This window comes from Holosporales bacterium, assembly GCA_031263535.1.
Taxonomy (GTDB): domain Bacteria; phylum Pseudomonadota; class Alphaproteobacteria; order UBA3830; family JAIRWN01; genus JAIRWN01.
The window spans coordinates 19,044-37,464 of sequence record JAISFO010000030.1; the positions used below are offsets into that span (position 1 = coordinate 19,044).

General features: G+C 46.2%; 28 protein-coding genes. 25 read left to right on the forward strand and 3 right to left on the reverse strand.

Features of this window, described 5'->3' with window-relative positions; all coding sequences use genetic code 11:
- Window positions 1-71 precede the first annotated feature (71 nt).
- Window positions 72-1,343 carry an ATP-dependent Clp protease ATP-binding subunit ClpX gene (gene clpX, locus LBL30_03545; protein MDR1032163.1) on the forward strand — a complete coding sequence of 424 codons (1,272 nt, stop codon included), beginning with the start codon at window positions 72-74 and terminating at the stop codon, window positions 1,341-1,343.
- 60 nt (window positions 1,344-1,403) lie between these two features.
- Here clpX and hflK read toward each other — a convergent pair whose 3' ends face one another.
- On the reverse strand, window positions 1,404-2,489 hold the full coding sequence (hflK, locus tag LBL30_03550) for an FtsH protease activity modulator HflK (protein ID MDR1032164.1): 1,086 nt from the start codon (window positions 2,487-2,489) through the stop codon (window positions 1,404-1,406).
- Window positions 2,490-2,669: 180 nt separating this feature from the next.
- Between hflK and LBL30_03555 the strand changes: the two genes are divergently transcribed.
- Window positions 2,670-3,878 (forward strand): hypothetical protein, encoded by a 1,209-nt coding sequence (locus LBL30_03555; protein ID MDR1032165.1) that lies wholly within the window; start codon window positions 2,670-2,672, stop codon window positions 3,876-3,878.
- 114 nt (window positions 3,879-3,992) lie between these two features.
- On the opposite strand, the gene secG is transcribed toward LBL30_03555, so the two are convergent.
- Window positions 3,993-4,340 (reverse strand): preprotein translocase subunit SecG, encoded by a 348-nt coding sequence (secG, locus tag LBL30_03560; GenBank protein ID MDR1032166.1) that lies wholly within the window; start codon window positions 4,338-4,340, stop codon window positions 3,993-3,995.
- Window positions 4,341-4,529: 189 nt separating this feature from the next.
- Here secG and LBL30_03565 point away from each other — a divergent pair, with 189 nt between their 5' ends.
- Window positions 4,530-4,997: a GNAT family N-acetyltransferase gene (locus LBL30_03565; protein ID MDR1032167.1), complete on the forward strand. Its 468-nt coding sequence runs from the start codon at window positions 4,530-4,532 to the stop codon at window positions 4,995-4,997.
- Here LBL30_03565 and LBL30_03570 read toward each other — a convergent pair.
- Window positions 4,990-6,129 carry an ATP-binding protein gene (locus LBL30_03570; protein MDR1032168.1) on the reverse strand — a complete coding sequence of 380 codons (1,140 nt, stop codon included), beginning with the start codon at window positions 6,127-6,129 and terminating at the stop codon, window positions 4,990-4,992. The two genes, LBL30_03565 and LBL30_03570, sit on opposite strands and share 8 nt — an antisense overlap.
- A 272-nt stretch (window positions 6,130-6,401) precedes the next feature.
- On the opposite strand from LBL30_03570, the gene rpsL reads away from it, so the two are divergent.
- The 22 genes from rpsL to rplR are packed head-to-tail and all read left to right on the forward strand — an operon-like array spanning window position 6,402 to window position 18,415.
- Window positions 6,402-6,773 (forward strand): 30S ribosomal protein S12, encoded by a 372-nt coding sequence (gene rpsL, locus LBL30_03575; GenBank protein MDR1032169.1) that lies wholly within the window; start codon window positions 6,402-6,404, stop codon window positions 6,771-6,773.
- Between the two features lie 18 nt (window positions 6,774-6,791).
- Window positions 6,792-7,262, forward strand: coding sequence for a 30S ribosomal protein S7 (gene rpsG / locus LBL30_03580; protein MDR1032170.1), 471 nt, complete (start codon window positions 6,792-6,794; stop codon window positions 7,260-7,262).
- 6 nt (window positions 7,263-7,268) lie between these two features.
- Window positions 7,269-9,350: an elongation factor G gene (gene fusA / locus LBL30_03585; protein ID MDR1032171.1), complete on the forward strand. Its 2,082-nt coding sequence runs from the start codon at window positions 7,269-7,271 to the stop codon at window positions 9,348-9,350.
- 38 nt (window positions 9,351-9,388) lie between these two features.
- Complete coding sequence (tuf, locus tag LBL30_03590) at window positions 9,389-10,579, forward strand: elongation factor Tu (protein ID MDR1032172.1); 1,191 nt, start codon at window positions 9,389-9,391, stop codon at window positions 10,577-10,579.
- 6 nt (window positions 10,580-10,585) lie between these two features.
- Window positions 10,586-10,900 (forward strand): 30S ribosomal protein S10, encoded by a 315-nt coding sequence (gene rpsJ, locus LBL30_03595; protein ID MDR1032173.1) that lies wholly within the window; start codon window positions 10,586-10,588, stop codon window positions 10,898-10,900.
- Between the two features lie 6 nt (window positions 10,901-10,906).
- Window positions 10,907-11,575, forward strand: coding sequence for a 50S ribosomal protein L3 (rplC, locus tag LBL30_03600; protein ID MDR1032174.1), 669 nt, complete (start codon window positions 10,907-10,909; stop codon window positions 11,573-11,575).
- Between the two features lie 20 nt (window positions 11,576-11,595).
- Window positions 11,596-12,240, forward strand: a complete 645-nt coding sequence (rplD, locus tag LBL30_03605; GenBank protein ID MDR1032175.1) for a 50S ribosomal protein L4 — start codon at window positions 11,596-11,598, stop codon at window positions 12,238-12,240.
- Window positions 12,224-12,508 carry a 50S ribosomal protein L23 gene (gene rplW, locus LBL30_03610; protein ID MDR1032176.1) on the forward strand — a complete coding sequence of 95 codons (285 nt, stop codon included), beginning with the start codon at window positions 12,224-12,226 and terminating at the stop codon, window positions 12,506-12,508. The genes rplD and rplW overlap by 17 nt, the downstream gene beginning before the upstream one ends.
- A 2-nt stretch (window positions 12,509-12,510) precedes the next feature.
- Window positions 12,511-13,338, forward strand: a complete 828-nt coding sequence (rplB, locus tag LBL30_03615) for a 50S ribosomal protein L2 (protein ID MDR1032177.1) — start codon at window positions 12,511-12,513, stop codon at window positions 13,336-13,338.
- 9 nt (window positions 13,339-13,347) lie between these two features.
- Entirely contained in the window at window positions 13,348-13,626 is a 279-nt protein-coding gene (gene rpsS, locus LBL30_03620; protein MDR1032178.1) for a 30S ribosomal protein S19, read from the forward strand.
- 3 nt (window positions 13,627-13,629) lie between these two features.
- Complete coding sequence (gene rplV / locus LBL30_03625; protein ID MDR1032179.1) at window positions 13,630-14,001, forward strand: 50S ribosomal protein L22; 372 nt, start codon at window positions 13,630-13,632, stop codon at window positions 13,999-14,001.
- Between the two features lie 4 nt (window positions 14,002-14,005).
- Window positions 14,006-14,668, forward strand: coding sequence for a 30S ribosomal protein S3 (gene rpsC / locus LBL30_03630; GenBank protein ID MDR1032180.1), 663 nt, complete (start codon window positions 14,006-14,008; stop codon window positions 14,666-14,668).
- An 18-nt stretch (window positions 14,669-14,686) separates the two neighbouring features.
- Entirely contained in the window at window positions 14,687-15,097 is a 411-nt protein-coding gene (gene rplP, locus LBL30_03635; protein MDR1032181.1) for a 50S ribosomal protein L16, read from the forward strand.
- Between the two features lie 3 nt (window positions 15,098-15,100).
- Window positions 15,101-15,292: a 50S ribosomal protein L29 gene (gene rpmC, locus LBL30_03640; GenBank protein ID MDR1032182.1), complete on the forward strand. Its 192-nt coding sequence runs from the start codon at window positions 15,101-15,103 to the stop codon at window positions 15,290-15,292.
- The gene (gene rpsQ / locus LBL30_03645; GenBank protein ID MDR1032183.1) at window positions 15,285-15,530 is read left to right on the forward strand and encodes a 30S ribosomal protein S17; all 246 of its coding nucleotides are present in this window, start codon (window positions 15,285-15,287) and stop codon (window positions 15,528-15,530) included. Before rpmC ends, rpsQ begins: the two co-directional genes overlap by 8 nt.
- The gene (rplN, locus tag LBL30_03650; GenBank protein MDR1032184.1) at window positions 15,527-15,895 is read left to right on the forward strand and encodes a 50S ribosomal protein L14; all 369 of its coding nucleotides are present in this window, start codon (window positions 15,527-15,529) and stop codon (window positions 15,893-15,895) included. The genes rpsQ and rplN overlap by 4 nt, the downstream gene beginning before the upstream one ends.
- The gene (gene rplX / locus LBL30_03655; GenBank protein ID MDR1032185.1) at window positions 15,895-16,215 is read left to right on the forward strand and encodes a 50S ribosomal protein L24; all 321 of its coding nucleotides are present in this window, start codon (window positions 15,895-15,897) and stop codon (window positions 16,213-16,215) included. The genes rplN and rplX overlap by 1 nt, the downstream gene beginning before the upstream one ends.
- 14 nt (window positions 16,216-16,229) lie before the next feature.
- On the forward strand, window positions 16,230-16,772 hold the full coding sequence (gene rplE, locus LBL30_03660) for a 50S ribosomal protein L5 (protein MDR1032186.1): 543 nt from the start codon (window positions 16,230-16,232) through the stop codon (window positions 16,770-16,772).
- A gap of 3 nt (window positions 16,773-16,775) precedes the next feature.
- A complete protein-coding gene (gene rpsN / locus LBL30_03665; GenBank protein ID MDR1032187.1) occupies window positions 16,776-17,081 on the forward strand; it encodes a 30S ribosomal protein S14 in 306 nt (101 codons plus the stop codon).
- A 22-nt stretch (window positions 17,082-17,103) separates the two neighbouring features.
- Window positions 17,104-17,493 carry a 30S ribosomal protein S8 gene (gene rpsH, locus LBL30_03670; GenBank protein MDR1032188.1) on the forward strand — a complete coding sequence of 130 codons (390 nt, stop codon included), beginning with the start codon at window positions 17,104-17,106 and terminating at the stop codon, window positions 17,491-17,493.
- Between the two features lie 17 nt (window positions 17,494-17,510).
- Window positions 17,511-18,044, forward strand: coding sequence for a 50S ribosomal protein L6 (rplF, locus tag LBL30_03675; protein MDR1032189.1), 534 nt, complete (start codon window positions 17,511-17,513; stop codon window positions 18,042-18,044).
- A gap of 2 nt (window positions 18,045-18,046) precedes the next feature.
- A complete protein-coding gene (rplR, locus tag LBL30_03680) occupies window positions 18,047-18,415 on the forward strand; it encodes a 50S ribosomal protein L18 (GenBank protein ID MDR1032190.1) in 369 nt (122 codons plus the stop codon).
- The last annotated feature ends 6 nt before the right edge of the window (window positions 18,416-18,421 follow it).

Sequence of the window (18,421 nt, forward strand, 5' to 3'; positions counted from 1 at the left end):
GGAATCGCGGAAATTAACGGTTTTTAGGCGAATTTGTTGGAAAATTGCTTGTAACAAGAGACCGATTGCTTATGCCAAAAACTTCCGCTAGTGACAAAGAAAACAGCTTCCTGTGCTGCTCGTTTTGCGGCAAGAGCCAACAAGAGGTTAAAAGGCTTATTGCCGGCCCGGCTGTGTTTATATGTGACGAGTGCGTCGGCGTATGTAACGAGATCATGGCCGAGGTCAAAAAATCCTATATAGGAGAATTTGCTAAAGGCATAAAGAAGCCGCGCGAAATCAAAAACGTCCTTGATGAATATGTAATCGGCCAGGATCATGCAAAGATGATTTTGTCGGTTGCGGTTTATAATCACTATAAAAGGCTAGCATATAAAGACTCTGTTGGGGCCGGCAGCTTGGAGCTTACGAAATCCAACATCCTGCTGATTGGGCCGACAGGTACGGGTAAAACACTGCTGGCACAGACTTTGGCCAAAATTTTGGACGTGCCATTTACGATGGCGGATGCCACTACTTTGACTGAGGCCGGGTATGTCGGCGAAGACGTCGAAAATATCATCTTAAGGTTGCTGCAAGTCGCTGATTACAACGTTGAGAAAGCTCAACGCGGTATTGTATACATCGATGAGATCGACAAAATCTCTAGAAAATCTGAAAACCCTTCCATTACACGCGACGTATCTGGCGAAGGCGTGCAGCAAGCGCTTTTGAAGCTTATGGAGGGAACTGTTGCTTCAGTTCCACCGCAAGGTGGTCGCAAACATCCTCAGCAAGAGCTGCTGCAGGTAAACACTCATGACATTTTGTTTATATGCGGCGGTGCTTTTGACGGGCTTGAGAAGATCGTATCTCAGCGATACAACAGCTCGTCCATAGGCTTTGGCGCGCAAATAGGAAAACCAAGCAACGTAACCAGCCTAAAAGATCTGGGCAAAGTGGAGCCAGAGGATTTGCTTAAATACGGTTTGATTCCTGAATTTATTGGGCGCTTACCCGTGATTGCCGTGCTGTCCGAGCTTGATCAAAAGGCTTTGGTTGAGATACTTACTACACCAAAGAATGCCCTGGTTAAACAATATAAACAGCTGTTCAGCATGGAGAAAGCCGACCTAAGATTTACCGACGAAGCGCTAAAAACCATTGCCAACAGCGCGCTTAAAATTAAAACAGGCGCTAGAGGGCTTTCTTCGATCATGGAGGATGCGCTGCTGAAAACCATGTACGATCTGCCGTCGAAAAGTAACATAGAGCGTATCACCTTCACCAAAGAAGCGATTCTTGGGAAAAATCAGCCCAAAGTATTGCTTAAAAGAGTTCGTAAAGCCAACCAGAAACACTAGAGTTATTTTATCTCTATTAGTGCGTAAAGTTTGCGTACATCTAAATTTGATGGAGCTGTCTTATTGCTCTTTATTTTCCTTAAGCATTTCGTGAAGTGGCAGGTAAGATACTGTTCCGCCAGCACCAATTTTTTGACCTATCAAAATCTTTGTGGTGCGAGAAAGAATGTCCTCCATTGTTTCAAGATATATACGCTTGGCGGTTATATCGGGCGCGTGCCTGTACTGCTCAAAAACGTCGGTGAACCGCTGAGCCAATCCTTGTGCCGTTAAGACTAAGATGCTTTTTTTAGCTTGCGCCTCGTTAATGGTTTTACCTACCTTCCCTCGCGCTTCAGCCGCAACCCCACGAGCGTAAGCATCGGCCTGGTTAATTTCACGCTGTTGGTCGGCTTGGGCACGCTCTACGTCACGGAAAGAGTCGATAACCGAAGCAGGAGGCTCTACATTTTGAAGTTGAACCTGAACAATTTCAACGCCCATTTTATATAAGTCCATTATGCTCTGAAGGCGTTTTTGCGCCATAGCATTAACTTCGCCTCTACCTTCAGTTTGGGCAAATGCTATTGGCGTTTGGCCGATGATTTCCCTCATAATGCTTTCAGCTACGGCCCCAACTGTGACGTCAGGAGATCTGGCGTTGAACAAATACTTTTCAACGCCATCATCTTTTATGCGCCATAAGACCGTAAACGTGACATTGGCCAGGTTCGAGTCCCCGGTCAGCATACATCCTTCCTCGCTGGCGTTTTCCGGGTCAGAGCTGCGATTGCTTTTTCTGCCTCCTATGTCTATGCGGTTGACGGTTGTGATGCTTTGAACTATTACCTCTTCAAACGGGTAAGGCAGCCGATAATGCAGCCCTGGACCATCGGTATGAACCCAACGACCAAACCTAAGCACAACGCCGCGCTCGTCGGGACTTATTTGAAATATACCGCTAGCCAACCAAACCGAAGCGAAGATAATTAGAAGCAATCCAACGGATTTAAAAGTATTACCGGATCCTCCCTTAGATCCTCGCGCAGAGAAAAACTTTTTAAACCGCTCTTGCAGATCGTTTAAAGGATTGCCACCTTTTCCCCAGGGATTATTGTCTTGCCCCCAGGGGTTGTCGTCATCATTAAAAAGCAAAGTTCGATTCATTCGCCAGCGTCCAAAATTATCCCATTAAACCTAGCACTTTATTATGAAACATTGAAACTGCATTTAGCACATTTACAAAATTTTACCAATTAGTGGGCATAATTAAACTAATTGTTATGATTTGTAATGCATTTTTATAAACCAAAAAATTATCACAAAATCGCCTGCTTTTTGTCGATTATGCTTTTGCTTTCTTCATGTGGAGGGGTGAAAAAACGACAGACCAAAGATAATGATATTACCAGCAGGCAAGCGGCTGTATTGCTGAACCCAGATCTTGTGTCTTTTGGTGACCTGTTTGCTGTAGACGAGATTAAGTCTAAGACGACTGGGATATTGGGTAAAGCATTTGCCGCGGAGGAGCAGCATAGAATATCTACTCTTGAGGAGCCGGATTTTTTACTTAAAACGCTACAGGAGCGTTTTGTCCTGAGCAACATTTCTAAAAGTGATTTTAAACAGCGGGTTTACAAGCGCTTAGATCGGGATTTGGCAATCATCAACGATTTTAACAGTTATTTAGAAACGGCTAACAGCAACGACCGAGCGCTTTACCTGTGCAAAGAGAATAAGCTGTATCCAGTAATCTCCAGCGCGTATGACATTATTCAGAATCACTTTGACACTTTAATACAAGGTAAACTGCCGATTAGTTTTAAGAAATCTTTCTATAACATAACTACGCTTGAGATGGACAAGGGCAGTCGAATCCTTACAGGCTCATTCAAGACAACCTGTCTGAAAGGCGTAATAATAACTATGCTAGCAGAGCTTGCCGGAAGTGAGGCAAACGCATCCGATCTTGGGCTTCCTGCCCGCGGTGGTGAGAAATGGGCCGACTACAGCTGGGTTTTTCACAAAATCCCCATAGCGAAAAGTCTTGTGAAGGCGGGCGTGTATCCTAAGCTAAGGTCGTTTACGTATTTTTATAAAGACGGTAACAGCCCGCCTCAAGGTGAGCTGGGGTTCCCGCACAGCGGCTATTATTCAGGGGGCGGCTATGAAAGAGGGGGAAAGGACACGCCATCAAGGCCTGAGGACTGCTCATCCTGGGTGTCAAAAATTTTGGGAACCAGGCATGACATAACTACATTTGGTTTGATGCAATTTTTCAGAATCAAATCGAACTGTGGTTTGGCAGACAGGTCCTGGGCCAGTAGGCCAGAATTTCAACATATCTCAAATATACTAGAGCCAATTAACGCCGCCAACTTGAAAGAAGACATAAGGCCTGGGGATATCTTATGTATCAGAAGGGCTAAGCAAGGAAGGGTTAACCGGTATGCGAACTATGGCGACTCGGGGCATATGGCTGTGGCGCTGTTTGCCACTGATACGCACTTACTGGTGCTTGCCTGTACCCCGACGCGCCATTCATGGAGGGCATAGGCCTGCAGAAAATTAGCCTGCAAACCGAAGAAAACAGCGACTTAATGTTTTTAAGATATAAAAAAGGCCAACCTGTCGCCAGCTTGTGATAACGACCGCTTACAAAACGCCCAGCTATTTCTTTGGGGCTGTAGGTACTTTTGGCTTACTGTCCGCCGCTGGCGGTGGAGTATCCGCTTTGACCGGCGCATCGACAATCTGCTCTTGTGATGCTTGATCAATTACCGATACGCGCTTGTGCTCAGGCTTAGAAATTGAGGCCATTAATATGCAGTTGAGGATAAAAATCGTCGCCAGCCAGCCGGTAATTTTTGTCAGTAAATTGGCTTGCCCTCTGGCAGTCAGAAGCCCACCACTGGAATTACCGCCAATCCCTAAGGCAGTGTCGCCGCTCTTTTGCAAAAGGATAACCCCAACCAGCGAAAGTGTAACCAGAAAATGCAAAGCCAACAAAAACTTCATCTTACGCGGTATAATTAACTAAAAGTAGGATAAGTTTAGCATGAACCGTTCGCATATCTCAAGACGTTTTGGCATAGAGCGCTCTAAATAGTATAGCCAGGCTATATGCGGGCCACTTGATTAATATATGAAATAGAAGAACGCCTGAAAGAGCTGTATACTTGGGCTTTGGGCGAAAAACGAATCATTATGAAAATAGAGATAGTAGAGAACACTCCTCAAGAAATAAGTGAAAAAATGTGGCAAGATTTGGAGAATTATGACAAATCCAATGGCATTGATACAAACTATAAACGTTTTTCATTGATAGCGAAAAATGATAACGAAGAAGTTATTGGGGCGCTAGAAGGATATACTGTTTTTGCCGAGGTTTATGTAGGTGAACTGTGGGTCGATGCGGTTTACAGAGGAAAAGGATATGGGCGGAAATTGCTGCAAGAATTAGAGCGGCAATTCCAAGGAAAAGGGTTCTTGAACATCAGTCTGTGTACTTCGGAATTCCAAGCCCCGGGATTTTATAAAAAATGCGGATTTGAGCTGGAATTCGTTCGAAAAAATCATCAGTATCCTAAGCTTACAAAGTATTTTTTCATTAAATATTTTCACAATAATGAACAAGCTCAAGGAATACTGAAGGTGCCTGTCAAAGTTATATAACTTCGAGTTTCAAAAGCTCATACAGCCCGATAACCTTAATATTCTCTTTCAACGGATACGGCTCGCCTTTTGGAATAACGACGAAAAGTTGATCTAACTTTAAATCTTCAATTGCCGACAGCATCGACGGAGTAACCTTGGGAATAGATGTGTATTTAATTTCAAATCCCACTCTTTTGCTATTTTTGATAATTAATAAATCAAGTTCTGCGCCGGCGTTTGTCCGCCAAAAATATGCATCGTTCTTATCATTTGCCTGCTGTTTTATAATTTGTTGAATCGCAAAACTTTTCCACGATAAGCCGCACTTGGGATGCAATTCAATCGCATCGTTCACCCCAAGTAAATAGTGCAAAATTCCACTGTCTTTTATATAAATTTTTGGAGCCTTGATTTGTCGTTTAGAAATATTTTCAAACCACGGCTTTAAAAGTGTAATCACAAAAGCATTTTCTAAAATATCTATGTATTTTTTTATCGTGACATCAGACACTCCGATACTTTTTGAAATATCTGAATAGTTGATCGTATTGCCATGGCTTTGGGCAAGCATTATCAACAGCCTTCTTATGTTCTGCGGATCAAGATTAAACCCCAAAACTCGCAGATCTCTTTCCACAAAAGAAGATACATAGTCTTTTAGCCAAAAAAATGAGGTCGCCACATTCGGAGCCAAATAAGCCCTAGGAAACCCGCCCTGCAGCCAAAGTTTTTTATGATCGTCCACTTCCAAAAGTGTAAAAGGAGTTAGCTCTATATAAGAAACTCTTCCTGCGAGCGACTCGTTTGATTTTTCGAGCAAATCCCTTGACGAGCTTCCGAGAATGAGCAGTTTTATATCTTCTCGCCTATCAGCGATAACGCGTAAAAATGGAAATAGATCCGGCATACGCTGAATTTCGTCTATGATAACTAGTCCGCTTAAATCGTTAAATAGCAGCTTAGGATCCGACAACTTCTGAAAGTCTTGAGGATCCTCAAGATCAAAATGATAATATTTGTTATTTTGTTTTTTAGCGTATTCAAGAGCGAGCGTCGTTTTGCCGATTTGTCTGGCCCCTATTACACCGCAAATCGGGAAATACGAAAAAACGTTATTGATTTCTCTTAAAGCGCTATCTCTATGAATCATATTTACCTTGTATATTCTAACCCTATCTTTGAAATTACAATATAAGCTTAAAAATGTGAAGAAAATAATACGATAGACATCTGTCCGACCAGGGATTCTCTGTAATCTGTGAGTATTTCGAAATAGTGCTTGTGTGGACGCGATACTATTTTTGCGATCTGTTCAATAGACCGCGTCATCAAAATTTTAGTTTCGCGCCTGTTGACTTTAATGCAGGAGGGCATTAGGATACCGTTTCTTGGTTCTTGCTTTTGGTAGAGGAAAACGGGCGTATGCCTACGATAAATCAGCTGGTACGCAAACCCAGGCGCAGCGTCCTTAAAAGGAACAAAGTTCCGGCGCTGGAGTCTTGCCCCCAGAAAAGAGGGGTGTGTACCCGCGTAACCACGACTACACCTAAAAAGCCTAACTCGGCTTTGCGTAAGATCGCGCGTGTTCGCTTGACTAATGGGTTTGAGGTAACGGGATATATCCCTGGCGAGGGGCATAACCTCCAAGAGCACTCAGTCGTGCTGATTCGTGGAGGTCGTGTTAAAGACTTGCCGGGCGTGAGGTACCACATCATTCGCGGATCGCTTGATACTCAAGGGGTTAAGGATCGTCGTCAAGGTCGGTCAAAGTACGGAGCCAAACGGCCAAAGTAGAAATTTAGGAATTTAGTTATGTCGCGACGTCGTGCAGCGAATAAAAGAGAGGTCGTAGCGGATACCCGCTTCGGCAATGTTGTCATCACAAAGTTTATCAACACATTAATGTATGATGGCAAGCGTTCTATCGCCGAAAAAGTACTGTATTTTGCTTTGGGCGATGCGGAAAAAAAGACCAAAAAGCCGGCCGTGGATGTTTTTTCCGAAGCCATAGATAATGTAAAACCCAGCTTAGAAGTAAGGTCTAAACGAGTTGGTGGAGCTACTTATCAGGTTCCTTCTGAAGTAAGGCCATCCAGGTCGCAAGCTTTGGCTATACGCTGGATAATAAGCAGCGCAAGGGGGCGAGCCGAAAAAACTATGCAGGATCGGCTTTGCGCCGAGATTCTGGACGCCTGTAACGGGCGCGGTAATGCCATTAAAAAGCGTGACGATATGCACCGTATGGCGGAAGCTAACCGTGCGTTCGCTCATTACAGGTGGTGATGTAAAATGGCAGGCAGCTTTACTCTTGACAGGTGCCGTAATATTGGGATTATGGCGCATATCGACGCCGGCAAGACCACAACTACGGAAAGAATTCTGTTCTATACCGGCAGGTCTCATAAAATCGGTGAGGTTCATGAGGGTGCGGCCACTATGGACTGGATGGAGCAGGAGCAAGAGCGAGGGATAACCATCACCTCGGCGGCAACGACCTGCTTCTGGAAAGATCATCGCGTTAACATAATCGATACGCCTGGGCACGTAGATTTCACCATAGAAGTTGAGCGGTCTTTGCGAGTATTAGACGGTGCAGTGGCCGTGTTCGATGGGGTTGCCGGGGTTGAGCCGCAGTCCGAGACCGTATGGCGTCAGGCCGACAAATATTCAGTCCCGCGCATCTGCTTTGTCAATAAGATGGACCGCATAGGGGCCAACTTTTCCCGCTGTGTAGATATGATCAAGGACCGGCTTGGCGCGGTTCCTATGGTCATGCAGCTGCCCGTTGGGGCAGAAAGCGATTTTACAGGCGTTGTCGATTTAGTCGAAATGAAGTCTGTACGCTGGCTGGGGGACAGCCCAGGGTCAGAGTTTATTTACGAAGACATTCCGTCAGATCTGGTAAAAACTGCAGAAGACTACAAATCCAAGCTGGTAGAGCTGGCTGTTGAGCAGGATGACGGCATTCTGGAGGATTATTTGTCTGGGAAAATGCCATCAAAGGAACAGCTTGTCGCTTGTATCAGAAAAGGCACTATATCTGGCGCGTTTGTACCGATTTTTTGCGGTAGTGCATTCAAAAACAAAGGCGTGCAGTTGTTGCTTGATGGAGTGGTGTCGTACCTACCTTCTCCGCTTGATGTTGGCGACGTGAAAGGGGTTGAGATTGGTTCTGATAAAGTACTAACGAGGTCTCCGGCAGACAGTCAGCCGCTTTCGGCATTGGCGTTTAAGATTATGAACGATCCGTTTGTAGGCACGCTAACGTTTGTTCGGATTTATTCTGGCGTTATGCCGTCTGGTGGAAACGCGCTCAATTCTGTCAAAGATAACAAAGAAAGAATCGGGCGTATTTTACTTATGCATGCGAATAACCGCGAAGATATCAAAGAGGCGCGTTCGGGCGATATAGTCGCCATATGTGGCCTGAAAAACACTACTACAGGCGATACTCTTTGCTCTGTTGATCATCCGATTGTTCTTGAGCGAATGGAATTTCCAGACCCAGTTATCGAAGTGGCGGTTGAGCCAAAAACCAAGGCTGATCAAGAGAAAATGTCTCAGGCGCTTAATCGTCTGGCCGCCGAGGATCCATCATTTCGCGTGAGCATAAATCACGAAACTGGCCAGACAATAATAAAAGGTATGGGCGAGTTGCATCTTGAGATTATCGTCGACCGCATGTGTCGAGAATTTAAAGTCGATGCAAATGTTGGCGCTCCGCAGGTTGCTTACCGTGAGACTATTTCAAAAGCTGTTGAGATTGACTACGTTCACAAAAAGCAAACTGGCGGCGCGGGGCAGTTTGCTCGCGTCAAGATTGTGTTTGAACCAACCTGCTATGATCAAGGATTGGTGTTCGAAAGCAAGATTATTGGCGGCGCTGTTCCAAAAGAATACGTGCCGGGCGTTGATAAAGGGCTTAAGATTGCAAGCGACAGCGGGTATCTTATCGGGTTTCCCGTTGTAGGAATGAAGTGCGCGCTGATTGATGGGGCGTATCATGACGTTGACTCTAGCGTACTAGCCTTTGAAATTGCCGCAAGGGCCGCTTTCCGGGAAGCTATGGGGAAGGCAGGCGCTAGGCTGTTAGAGCCAATAATGGACGTAGAAGTCGTTACCCCTGAAGAATATATGGGCGATATAATCGGCGACCTGAACAGCAGGCGCGGTCAGGTGCTTGGCATGGATCAGCGAGGAAACGCCAGAGTGCTTAGTGCAATTGTGCCATTGGCAGAAATGTTTGGATATGTTAATAACCTAAGGTCTATGAGCCAGGGGCGTGCTCAGTATACTATGCAGTTTGCCCGTTATGACTTGGTTCCTCAGCAGGTTGCGGATCAGGTTATCGCTGGGCATAAGGCGGGATAGTTTGGGTTTTTGTTAATTTTAGGAAGGGAGTTTTTGATATGGCACAAGCAAAATTTGAGCGCAATAAGCCACATTGCAACATAGGAACTGTTGGTCACGTCGACCACGGTAAGACTACGCTGACGGCGGCTATTACTAAGGTTTTGTCCGAGGCGGGTGGGGCAAACTTCACCGCGTATGATCAGATTGATAACGCGCCTGAAGAAAAGGCTCGCGGTATTACTATTTCAACGTCTCACGTTGAGTACGAAACTGCCAAAAGGCATTATGCTCATGTAGACTGTCCTGGACACGCGGACTATGTAAAAAACATGATTACCGGGGCCGCTCAGATGGACGGCGGTATTCTTGTTGTATCTGCAACTGATGGCGTGATGCCTCAAACGCGTGAGCATATATTGCTTGCTCGCCAAGTTGGCGTACCAGCGTTGGTTGTTTTTGTTAACAAAGTAGATATGGTCGACGATCCAGAGATTCTTGAGCTGGTTGAGCTTGAAATTCGTGAAATTCTGTCCAAGTACGAGTTTCCTGGGGATTCGATTCCAATTATCAAAGGAAGCGCTCTCTGCGCCTTGGAAGGCAAAAATGACGAGCTTGGGAAAAATAAAGTATTAGAGCTTATGGACGCCGTCGACAACTATATCCCGCAGCCAGAGCGTCCAAAGGATCGTCCTTTCCTTATGCCAATAGAAGATGTATTTTCCATCGCTGGGCGTGGCACAGTTGTCACAGGTCGTATCGAACAAGGCATCCTGAAAGTTGGGGATGAAATTGAAATCGTTGGTATAAAGCCAACCGCCAAATCTGTCTGCACGGGCGTTGAGATGTTTAAGAAGCTTCTCGATCAAGGAGAGGCCGGGGATAACATTGGCTGCTTGTTGCGTGGTACTAAGCGTGAAGAGGTTGAAAGAGGGCAGGTTTTGGCCGCACCTGGGTTTATTACTCCGCATACTCACTTTAAGTGCGAAGCATATATTCTGACCAAGGAAGAAGGCGGGCGTCATACTCCGTTCTTCAATGGATACAGGCCGCAATTCTACTTCAGAACAACGGACGTTACGGGTACGGTTAAATTGCCGGACGGCGTAGAAATGGTTATGCCGGGCGATAATATTGCGGGTGAAGTTGAATTGATTGCGCCTATCGCTATGGACGAGGGGCTCAGGTTTGCTGTGCGTGAAGGCGGTCATACTGTCGGGGCTGGCGTGGTCTCAAAAATTATAAAATAGAGATCAATGAATACTCAGCGCATACGGATCTGTTTGCAGGCATATGACAACAGGATATTGGACTATTCTGCTGCGGAGATTGTTTCTACTGCAAAAAGGACTGGTGCGCTTATTAAGGGGCCGGTGCCGTTCCCCAGCAGGATTGAGCGGTTTACAGTGTTGCGCTCTCCGCATATTGACAGGAAGTCGCGCGAGCAGTTTGAGATAAGGACGTATAAGCGACTGATTGACATTTTGGATTGCCCGCCGCAGACCGTTGATGCCCTTATGAAGCTTGACTTGGCGGCTGGAGTCGATGTTGAAGTAAAGGTAATGGACTAAGAAGTTATGCAGGTTGGTTTGGTCGCGAAAAAAATAGGTATGAGCCAGGTTCTGTCAGATGATGGACGAAGCATTCCAGTTACGCTTCTGAAGCTTGAAAAGAACGTGGTGCTGGCGCATAAAACTGCTGACAAGCATGGATATGATGCCGTCGTGATTGGCGCGTTCCCTATTCATGAGCGCAAGCTTACCAAGCCGATGAAAAATTTTTTTTCTAAGCAAAATGCTGAGAATTTTGGAATTGTTAAAGAGTTTCGCTCAAGTGGAGAAAAAGTCGCAGTAGGTACCGAGCTTGGGCTGGATACTATCTCGGCAGGCGAAGTTATAGATGTTACCGGTATCTCTATCGGCAAGGGGTTTGCTGGCGGAATAAAAAGGCATGGCTTTGGCGGTTTACGGGCATCACATGGCGTTTCGATAACGCACAGATGCTTGGGGTCCACGGGTCAACGCCAAGAGCCTGCGAAGGTGTTTAAGGGTAAAAAAATGGCTGGGCATATGGGCGCAAGACAAGTTACTACGCTGAATTTGCTGGTGCAAAACGTAGATTCTTCCCTTGGGCTTATAGCTGTCAAAGGAAGCTTTCCCGGCGCAAAAAATGGCATAGTTTTTTTACGTAGTGCGGTAAAAGGCACAGCAACGGCCAAAGCGGCCAAGGACACTATAAGCGAATAAAATTGAAAGATTTTTGAAAAATGCAATTTAAGGTTGTTAATCTAAAAGGCGCAAGCGCAGGTGAGGTCGAATTAAGTCCAGACCTTTTCTCGGTTGAGCCACGTCTGGATATTATTTCCGAGGTCATTAGGTGGCAGCTGGCTGCTCGGCAGGCTGGCACTCATCAAGTTAAAAACAGATCTGCGGTACATGGAACGACTAAAAAGGCTTTCAAACAAAAAGGGACAGGACGGGCGCGTCGCGGTTCCTGGACCAGTAACGTATGCCGTGGCGGTGGAGTAGCGTTTGGTCCGGTTACGCGGTCCCATGCATTTAAGCTGAATAAAAAAGTCAGGCAACTGGCGTTGAAAAGTGCGCTGTCACTTAGGATGCAGCAAAATAATTTAGTGATAATGGGCGATTTGGAAAGCAGTCCATGCAAAGCCAAGGAAGTAAAGCAAAATTTGGCCAGGCTTGGAATAACTTCCGCTTTGTTTGTGTGTAGCGATGATAGCTCGATAAATAATTTTTCCAATTCGATTATGAATCTGCCTGAAACGGGTTTGACGCCAGTTAAGGGTTTGAATGTGTACGACATTATCAGCAAGGATAAGTTGGTGTTAACTAAAGATGCTTTGCTAGGTCTGCAAAAGCGTCTTGGGGGTGAAAATGCTAAACCAGTATGATTGCCTGATAAAACCGGTTGTTACCGAGAAATCCATGCTGAACACTTCTGGCGGTTCTTATACCTTTGTGGTCAACTACTGCGCTACTAAGCAGGATGTGAAATCGGCTGTGGAGTCGATTTTCAACGTTAAAGTTGACAGCGTAAGGCTGCTTAACCGTAAAGGCAAATCGCGGACCTTCAGGGGCAGGCAAGGAAAAAGATCAGATAGTAAAAGGGCGTTTGTTCACCTGAAAGACGGTACGATTAACTTTGAAGGCGGGTTTTAATTATGGCTTTAAGAAGTTTAAATCCAGTGACTTCCGCCTCCAGAGGCGTTGTTTTAGTGGACAGAAGCAGCCTTTGGCGCGGTGGGCCGCTTAAAGCCCTGACAACCGGCAAAAAAAGCTCTGGCGGGCGCAATGCGCGCGGCCGTATAACAGTCAGGCACAGAGGGGCTGGTCATAAAAAGCTTTACCGATTTATTGATTTTGTAAGGAATAAGGCGGGGATTTCGGCTGTCGTTGAGCGGATTGAGTACGATCCAAACAGGACTTCGTTTATAGCGCTTATAAAATATTCTGACGGTGAGTTTTCCTACATCATAGCCCCTCAGGGCCTTAATCCAGGCGACAGTGTTGAATCAGGTGAAGAGGCCGACGTAAAGGTTGGAAACTGCCTGTTTTTAAGGAGCATACCAGTCGGTACTTTTGTCCATAATATAGAGCTTAAAGTCGGTAAAGGCGGGCAAATGGCCAGATCCGCCGGGACCAGCGCTCAAATAGTCGGCCGCGACTCTGATAAAGTAATATTAAGGCTGTCTTCAGGCGAAATGCGGATGATTCCTGGAAATTGCCGAGCTACAATAGGGTCGGTCTCTAACCCTGATCAGAAAAACATAAGTCTTGGGAAAGCTGGCCGCAGCAGATGGCTTGGTGTAAGGCCGAGCGTAAGAGGCGTCGCGATGAACCCGATCGACCACCCTCATGGTGGAGGCGAGGGTAAAACTAAAGGCGGGCGTCATCCAGTCACTCCTTGGGGAATTCCGACTAAGGGGTACAAGACCCGCCGTAAGGCTAAACCGTCGGATCGTTTTATATTGTCAGGTAGGAAGAAGTAGGATATAAAGATGGCTCGTTCTGTCTGGAAAGGACCGTTTGTCGATGGATATCTGGTAAAAAAGGCCCAAAAAGTCATGGAGTCAGGACGTAAGGATGTAATTAAGACTTGGTCCAGGCGGTCTACGATTATACCGGATTTTGTTGGGGTGAACTTTGCCGTACATAATGGAAAGAAGTTTATTCCCGTTTATGTGACCGAGGATATGATAGGGCACAAATTGGGCGAGTTTGCCCCTACGCGTACTTTTTACGGTCACGCGGGCGATAAGAAAGCGAAGAAAGCATAAAAAATGTCTAAAAGATTGCATTTGGCACATAAATCTACTCAAGTTACCGCACGCAACAGGTTTGTGAAAAGCTCTCCACGAAAAGTCAACCTGGTTGCTTCGATGATTAGAGGCAAAACCGTCGCCAAAGCGTTGACTTCTTTGGCTTTCTGTGAGAAGCGTTCATCTGAGGACGTCTGTAAGACGCTTAAATCGGCGATTGCTAACGCCGAGAATAATCACGGTTTAGACGCCGATTCGCTTATCGTATTAGAAGCTTATGTGGGCAAGTCAAGTACGCTGCGCAGGTGGAAACCGGGTTCGTTTGGTAAAGCTCGGCCGATTTTAAAACGGTCTAGCAATTTAACAGTGGTGGTTAGCGAGGTTGAGGACTGAGGGTATGGGGCAAAAGATAAATCCACATTCGCTGCGCCTCGGTATCATCAGGAATTGGAATTCTTGTTGGTTTTCGAAAAGAGACTTTGCCGATCGCCTGCACGAAGACCACAAAGTACGGGCTTTTATAAAGAAAAAGCTTACGCAAGGCGCGGTATCCAAGGTTTCTATAGAGCGTATGGCAACGCGGGTAGTCGTGTCCATACATACTGCTAGGCCAGGGGTTGTGATAGGTAAAAAAGGCTCGGATATCGAAGCGCTTAAGAAGGAGATTTCGGGATTTGTTGGCGGGGATGTAGTTCTTAATATAGTTGAAATACGCAAGCCAGAAATTGACGCCGAGCTGGTTGCCGAAAATATTGCTTCTCAGATAGAAAAAAGGATTGGGTTCAGGCGAGCTATAAAGCGAGCTATGCAGAGCGCTTTGCGATTTGGCGCGCAGGGGATAAGGGTTAACTGCTCTGGACGCTTAGGCGGCGCTGAGATTGCCAGGATGGAATGGTATCGTGAAGGGCAAGTGCCATTGCATACTCTGCGTGCTGATATTGATTATGGGTTTAGGGATGCTTTTACAACTTATGGCTGCATAGGTGTGAAGGTGTGGATATATAAGGGAGAGAAATACGATGCGGACGCTGTATTCTTGCCCGGAAAGTTAAAATCCTGAAGATAAGGGCTGAGGCTTATGTTTTCTCCTAAAAAAACCAAGTTTCGTAAGCAGTTTAAGGGCCGTATCCATGGTGTTGTGTCTCGTGGTGCGTCGTTAAGCTTCGGCGCATATGGCCTTAAGGCTTTAGAGCCTATGAGGGTAACTGCCGCGCAAATAGAAGCGGCCAGGCGTGCCATAACCCGCCATATGAAAAGGGTTGGTAAGGTCTGGATCAGGATATTTCCAGACGTGCCTGTATCTAAACGGCCGGCCGAAGTTCGTATGGGCAGCGGGAAAGGAGCGCCTGAATATTGGGCTTGTCGTGTATATCCTGGTACAGTTATGTTTGAGCTGGATGGAGTAAGCGAAATGGTGGCTCGTGAGGCTTTGGGATTAGCGGCGGCCAAGTTGCCAATCTCTACAAAATTTATTGAAAGGGTTCTTTAGTTTATGGCGAAGAAAAAAGATCAAAAGCAAGCACCTGAGAAACTTGACGCGTTCGGGGCCAAGAAAGAAATCGCAAAAATGCGTTTTCGTAGAGCCATGGGCGAGTCGGTTGCTTCGCACCGCTTTCGCGAGCTGCGTCGATCGATCGCGGTTGAGCTAACGACAAATGCTAAGATGAAGGAACACAATGCCTAAGCGGATTCTTTCAGGAATTGTTGTTAGCAATGTGTGCGAAAAGACGGTAACAGTCAATGTTACCAGGCAGGTCAAGCATCCGCGCTATATGAAATATGTGCGTATTTCCAAGAAATATCTTGCGCATGACGCGGCCAATGCCTGTAAAATCGGTGAGGTCGTAAGCATTCAGGAATCTCGTCCGATTTCTAAACGCAAAAGCTGGGTCGTCCTTGGCGAAAGCGGAGGCGGGCAATGATTCAGATGCAAACCAGGCTTGAGGTAGCTGACAATTCCGGAGCCAAAGAGATTATGTGTATCAAGGTTTTGGGAGGGACTCATCGCAGAACCGCCAGCGTAGGGGATATAATTATCGCGTCTGTTAAGGATGCTATTCCAAGAGGAAAGGTCAAAAGCGGCGATGTAGTGCGCGCAATTATTGTAAGGACGGCTTTTCCGGTCAGGCGAGATGATGGATCAATAATTCGCTTTGACCGCAATGCGGCGGTGCTGCTGAACAAGCAGGATGAGCCAATAGGTACGCGTATCTTTGGCCCAGTAACCAGAGAGCTGCGTAGAGCCAAGATGACAAAGATTATATCGCTGGCTCCGGAGGTGTTGTGATGTGTGCGCAGCGTCTAAAGAAAGGTGATAAGGTTGTTGTTATTACCGGTAAGGACAAGGGCGTGAAGGGCGAGATTGAGCGCATTTTCACCAAAACGCATAAGGCCCTTGTTAAAGGGGTTAATGTGGCGACTCGCCATGTTAAACCGTCTCAAAATGATGCTGGTGGGTTGGTTAAGAAGGACAGGCCGGTGGATATTTCTAATCTGATGATTGTTGATCCTTCGTCAGACAAACCGACGAGAGTCGGGTTTAAGGTGGTCGATGGCCGCAAAGTGCGCTTTGCAAAGCGTTCTGGAACGGTTTTGGATTTAAAATAGGAAGTTTGACTTAAATGAGTAGGCTTTATAAAGAATACAGCGACGTGATAGTGCCAAAGCTTCAGACAGAGTTTGGTTACAAGAACAAATTCGAGGTTCCTAGGCTTGAAAAAATAATCCTGAACATGGGGGTAGGGGAAGCTTTAACAGACAGTAAACATATTAAGCAAGCCTCTGAAGAGCTTAGCTGGATATCTGGGCAGAAAGCAATTGTTACGGCGGCGCGTAAATCAATCGCGGGGTTTAAATTAAGGGCTGGTAACAAGGTTGGGGCTAAGGTAACGTTACGCGGAAGTCGTATGTATGAGTTTTTAGATAGACTTATTAACATTGCTTTGCCGCGGGTTAGGGATTTCAGGGGGTTGCCCACTCGCTCTTGTGACGGTAAAGGAAATTACTCTTTTGGTATAAAAGAACAGATAATTTTCCCTGAGGTTGCTACGCGTGAAGCTGATACTATACGCGGACTGGATGTGACTTTAGTAACTACGGCCAATAAAGACGAGGAGTGTGTTTTCTTGTTAAAAATGTTTAATTTTCCTTTCGCGAGGGCTTAGGGTATGGCAAAGAAAAGTTCTATGGAAAGGTGCTTGCATATCAGAAGCTTGGTTCGCCGTGCAAAAAATAAGCGGGGCGCGCTGAAGTCCGTTATATACAACCGAAAAGAGGAGCCGGCAGTTCGTTTTGCGGCTCAGATGAAGTTGGCGGCTTTGCCCAGAAACGGCTCTGCAACCAGAATAAGAAACCGTTGCGAGATTACAGGGCGGGCAAGGGGGTATTACCGTAAATTTAGGATTTCCAGGATCATGATAAGAGAAATGGCGGCACAAGGGATAATTCCCGGTATGCGCAAGGCAAGTTGGTGAGGGGCGGGGTGTTGATATGTGCATGACTGATCCAATATCCGATATGTTTGCCAGGATGAGGAACGCCGGCATGCGTGGCTATAAGACTGTGTCAGTTCCGGCTTCTAAACTTAAGGTCAGCATATTAGAGGCTTTGCTTAGGGAGGGGTATATAGGCGGATACTCTAAGGAAATAAAAGACCGGTTCCCAAGCATTTCTATAGACCTGAAATATCACGATGGAAAACCGGTGATATCCAGCATATCTAAGGTGTCGAAGCCAGGATGCAGGATTTATGCGAACGTAAAGTCTATTCCGCAGGTCAGTAACGGCCTTGGCATTTCGATAGTTTCTACGTCGTCTGGGGTGTTTTCTGATGCTGAGGCGCGCGAAAGAAAGCTCGGCGGCGAAGTCATTTGTAAGGTATTTTAAAAGGGAAAAGTGCGGACATGTCACGTGTAGGTAAACATCCGATAGCTGTGCCCGCCGGAGTTAAAGCTTCGATAGAGGGCGGGGTTCTTATCGCTCAGGCCGCTAAAGGTGAGTTTAGATTTCCTATTCCCGATGGCGTTAAAGTGTCGCTGGAAGATTCAAAAATATCCATCACTGGGATAAGCAAGGATAAGCGAGATCGGCAGATGTGGGGAACCGCTCGGGCTATTATAAATAATGGTGTCTCTGGGCTTGTTACGCCTTTCTGCAAAAAGGTTGAGTTGGTAGGGGTTGGCTATAGAGCATCAATGCAGGGTAACAACCTAGTGTTGCAATTGGGGTACAGCCATGATATAAATTTTGCCGTTCCAAATGGTATTTCGGTGAAGTGCGAGAAACCTACAACAATCTCGATTAACGGTCCTGATAAAAAGATGGTTGGGCAGGTGGTTAGAGAGCTGCAAAACCTAAGGAAGCCAGAGCCTTACAAGGGTAAGGGTGTTCTAAGAGAAGGGCAGTTCGTCATCAGGAAAGAAGGGAAGAAGAAATAGTCATGTCACGCTTTGACGAAGAATTTAAACGCAGAGAACGTCGGGTTCGCTATAAAGTGAAGAAACTTGCTTACGGGCGTAACAGGCTGTCTGTTTTTAGGTCTCAAAGGCATGTCTATGCGCAAATAATAGATGATGAAAAAGGGGTAACCTTGTGCTCGGCTTCTACGCTTTGTGAGGAGTTTTCGAAACTTAATAAAGCAAGCAAAACCAGCAATGTTGAGGCCGCTTCCTCTGTAGGCAAGCTGATTGCGCAGAGGGCTGTAGGGCAAGGTATACGCGATGTAGTATTTGATCGCGGTGGTTATGCTTATCACGGTCGCGTTAAGGCTTTTGCTGACGCGGCGCGTGAAGGCGGATTGGTGTTTTAGGGGATT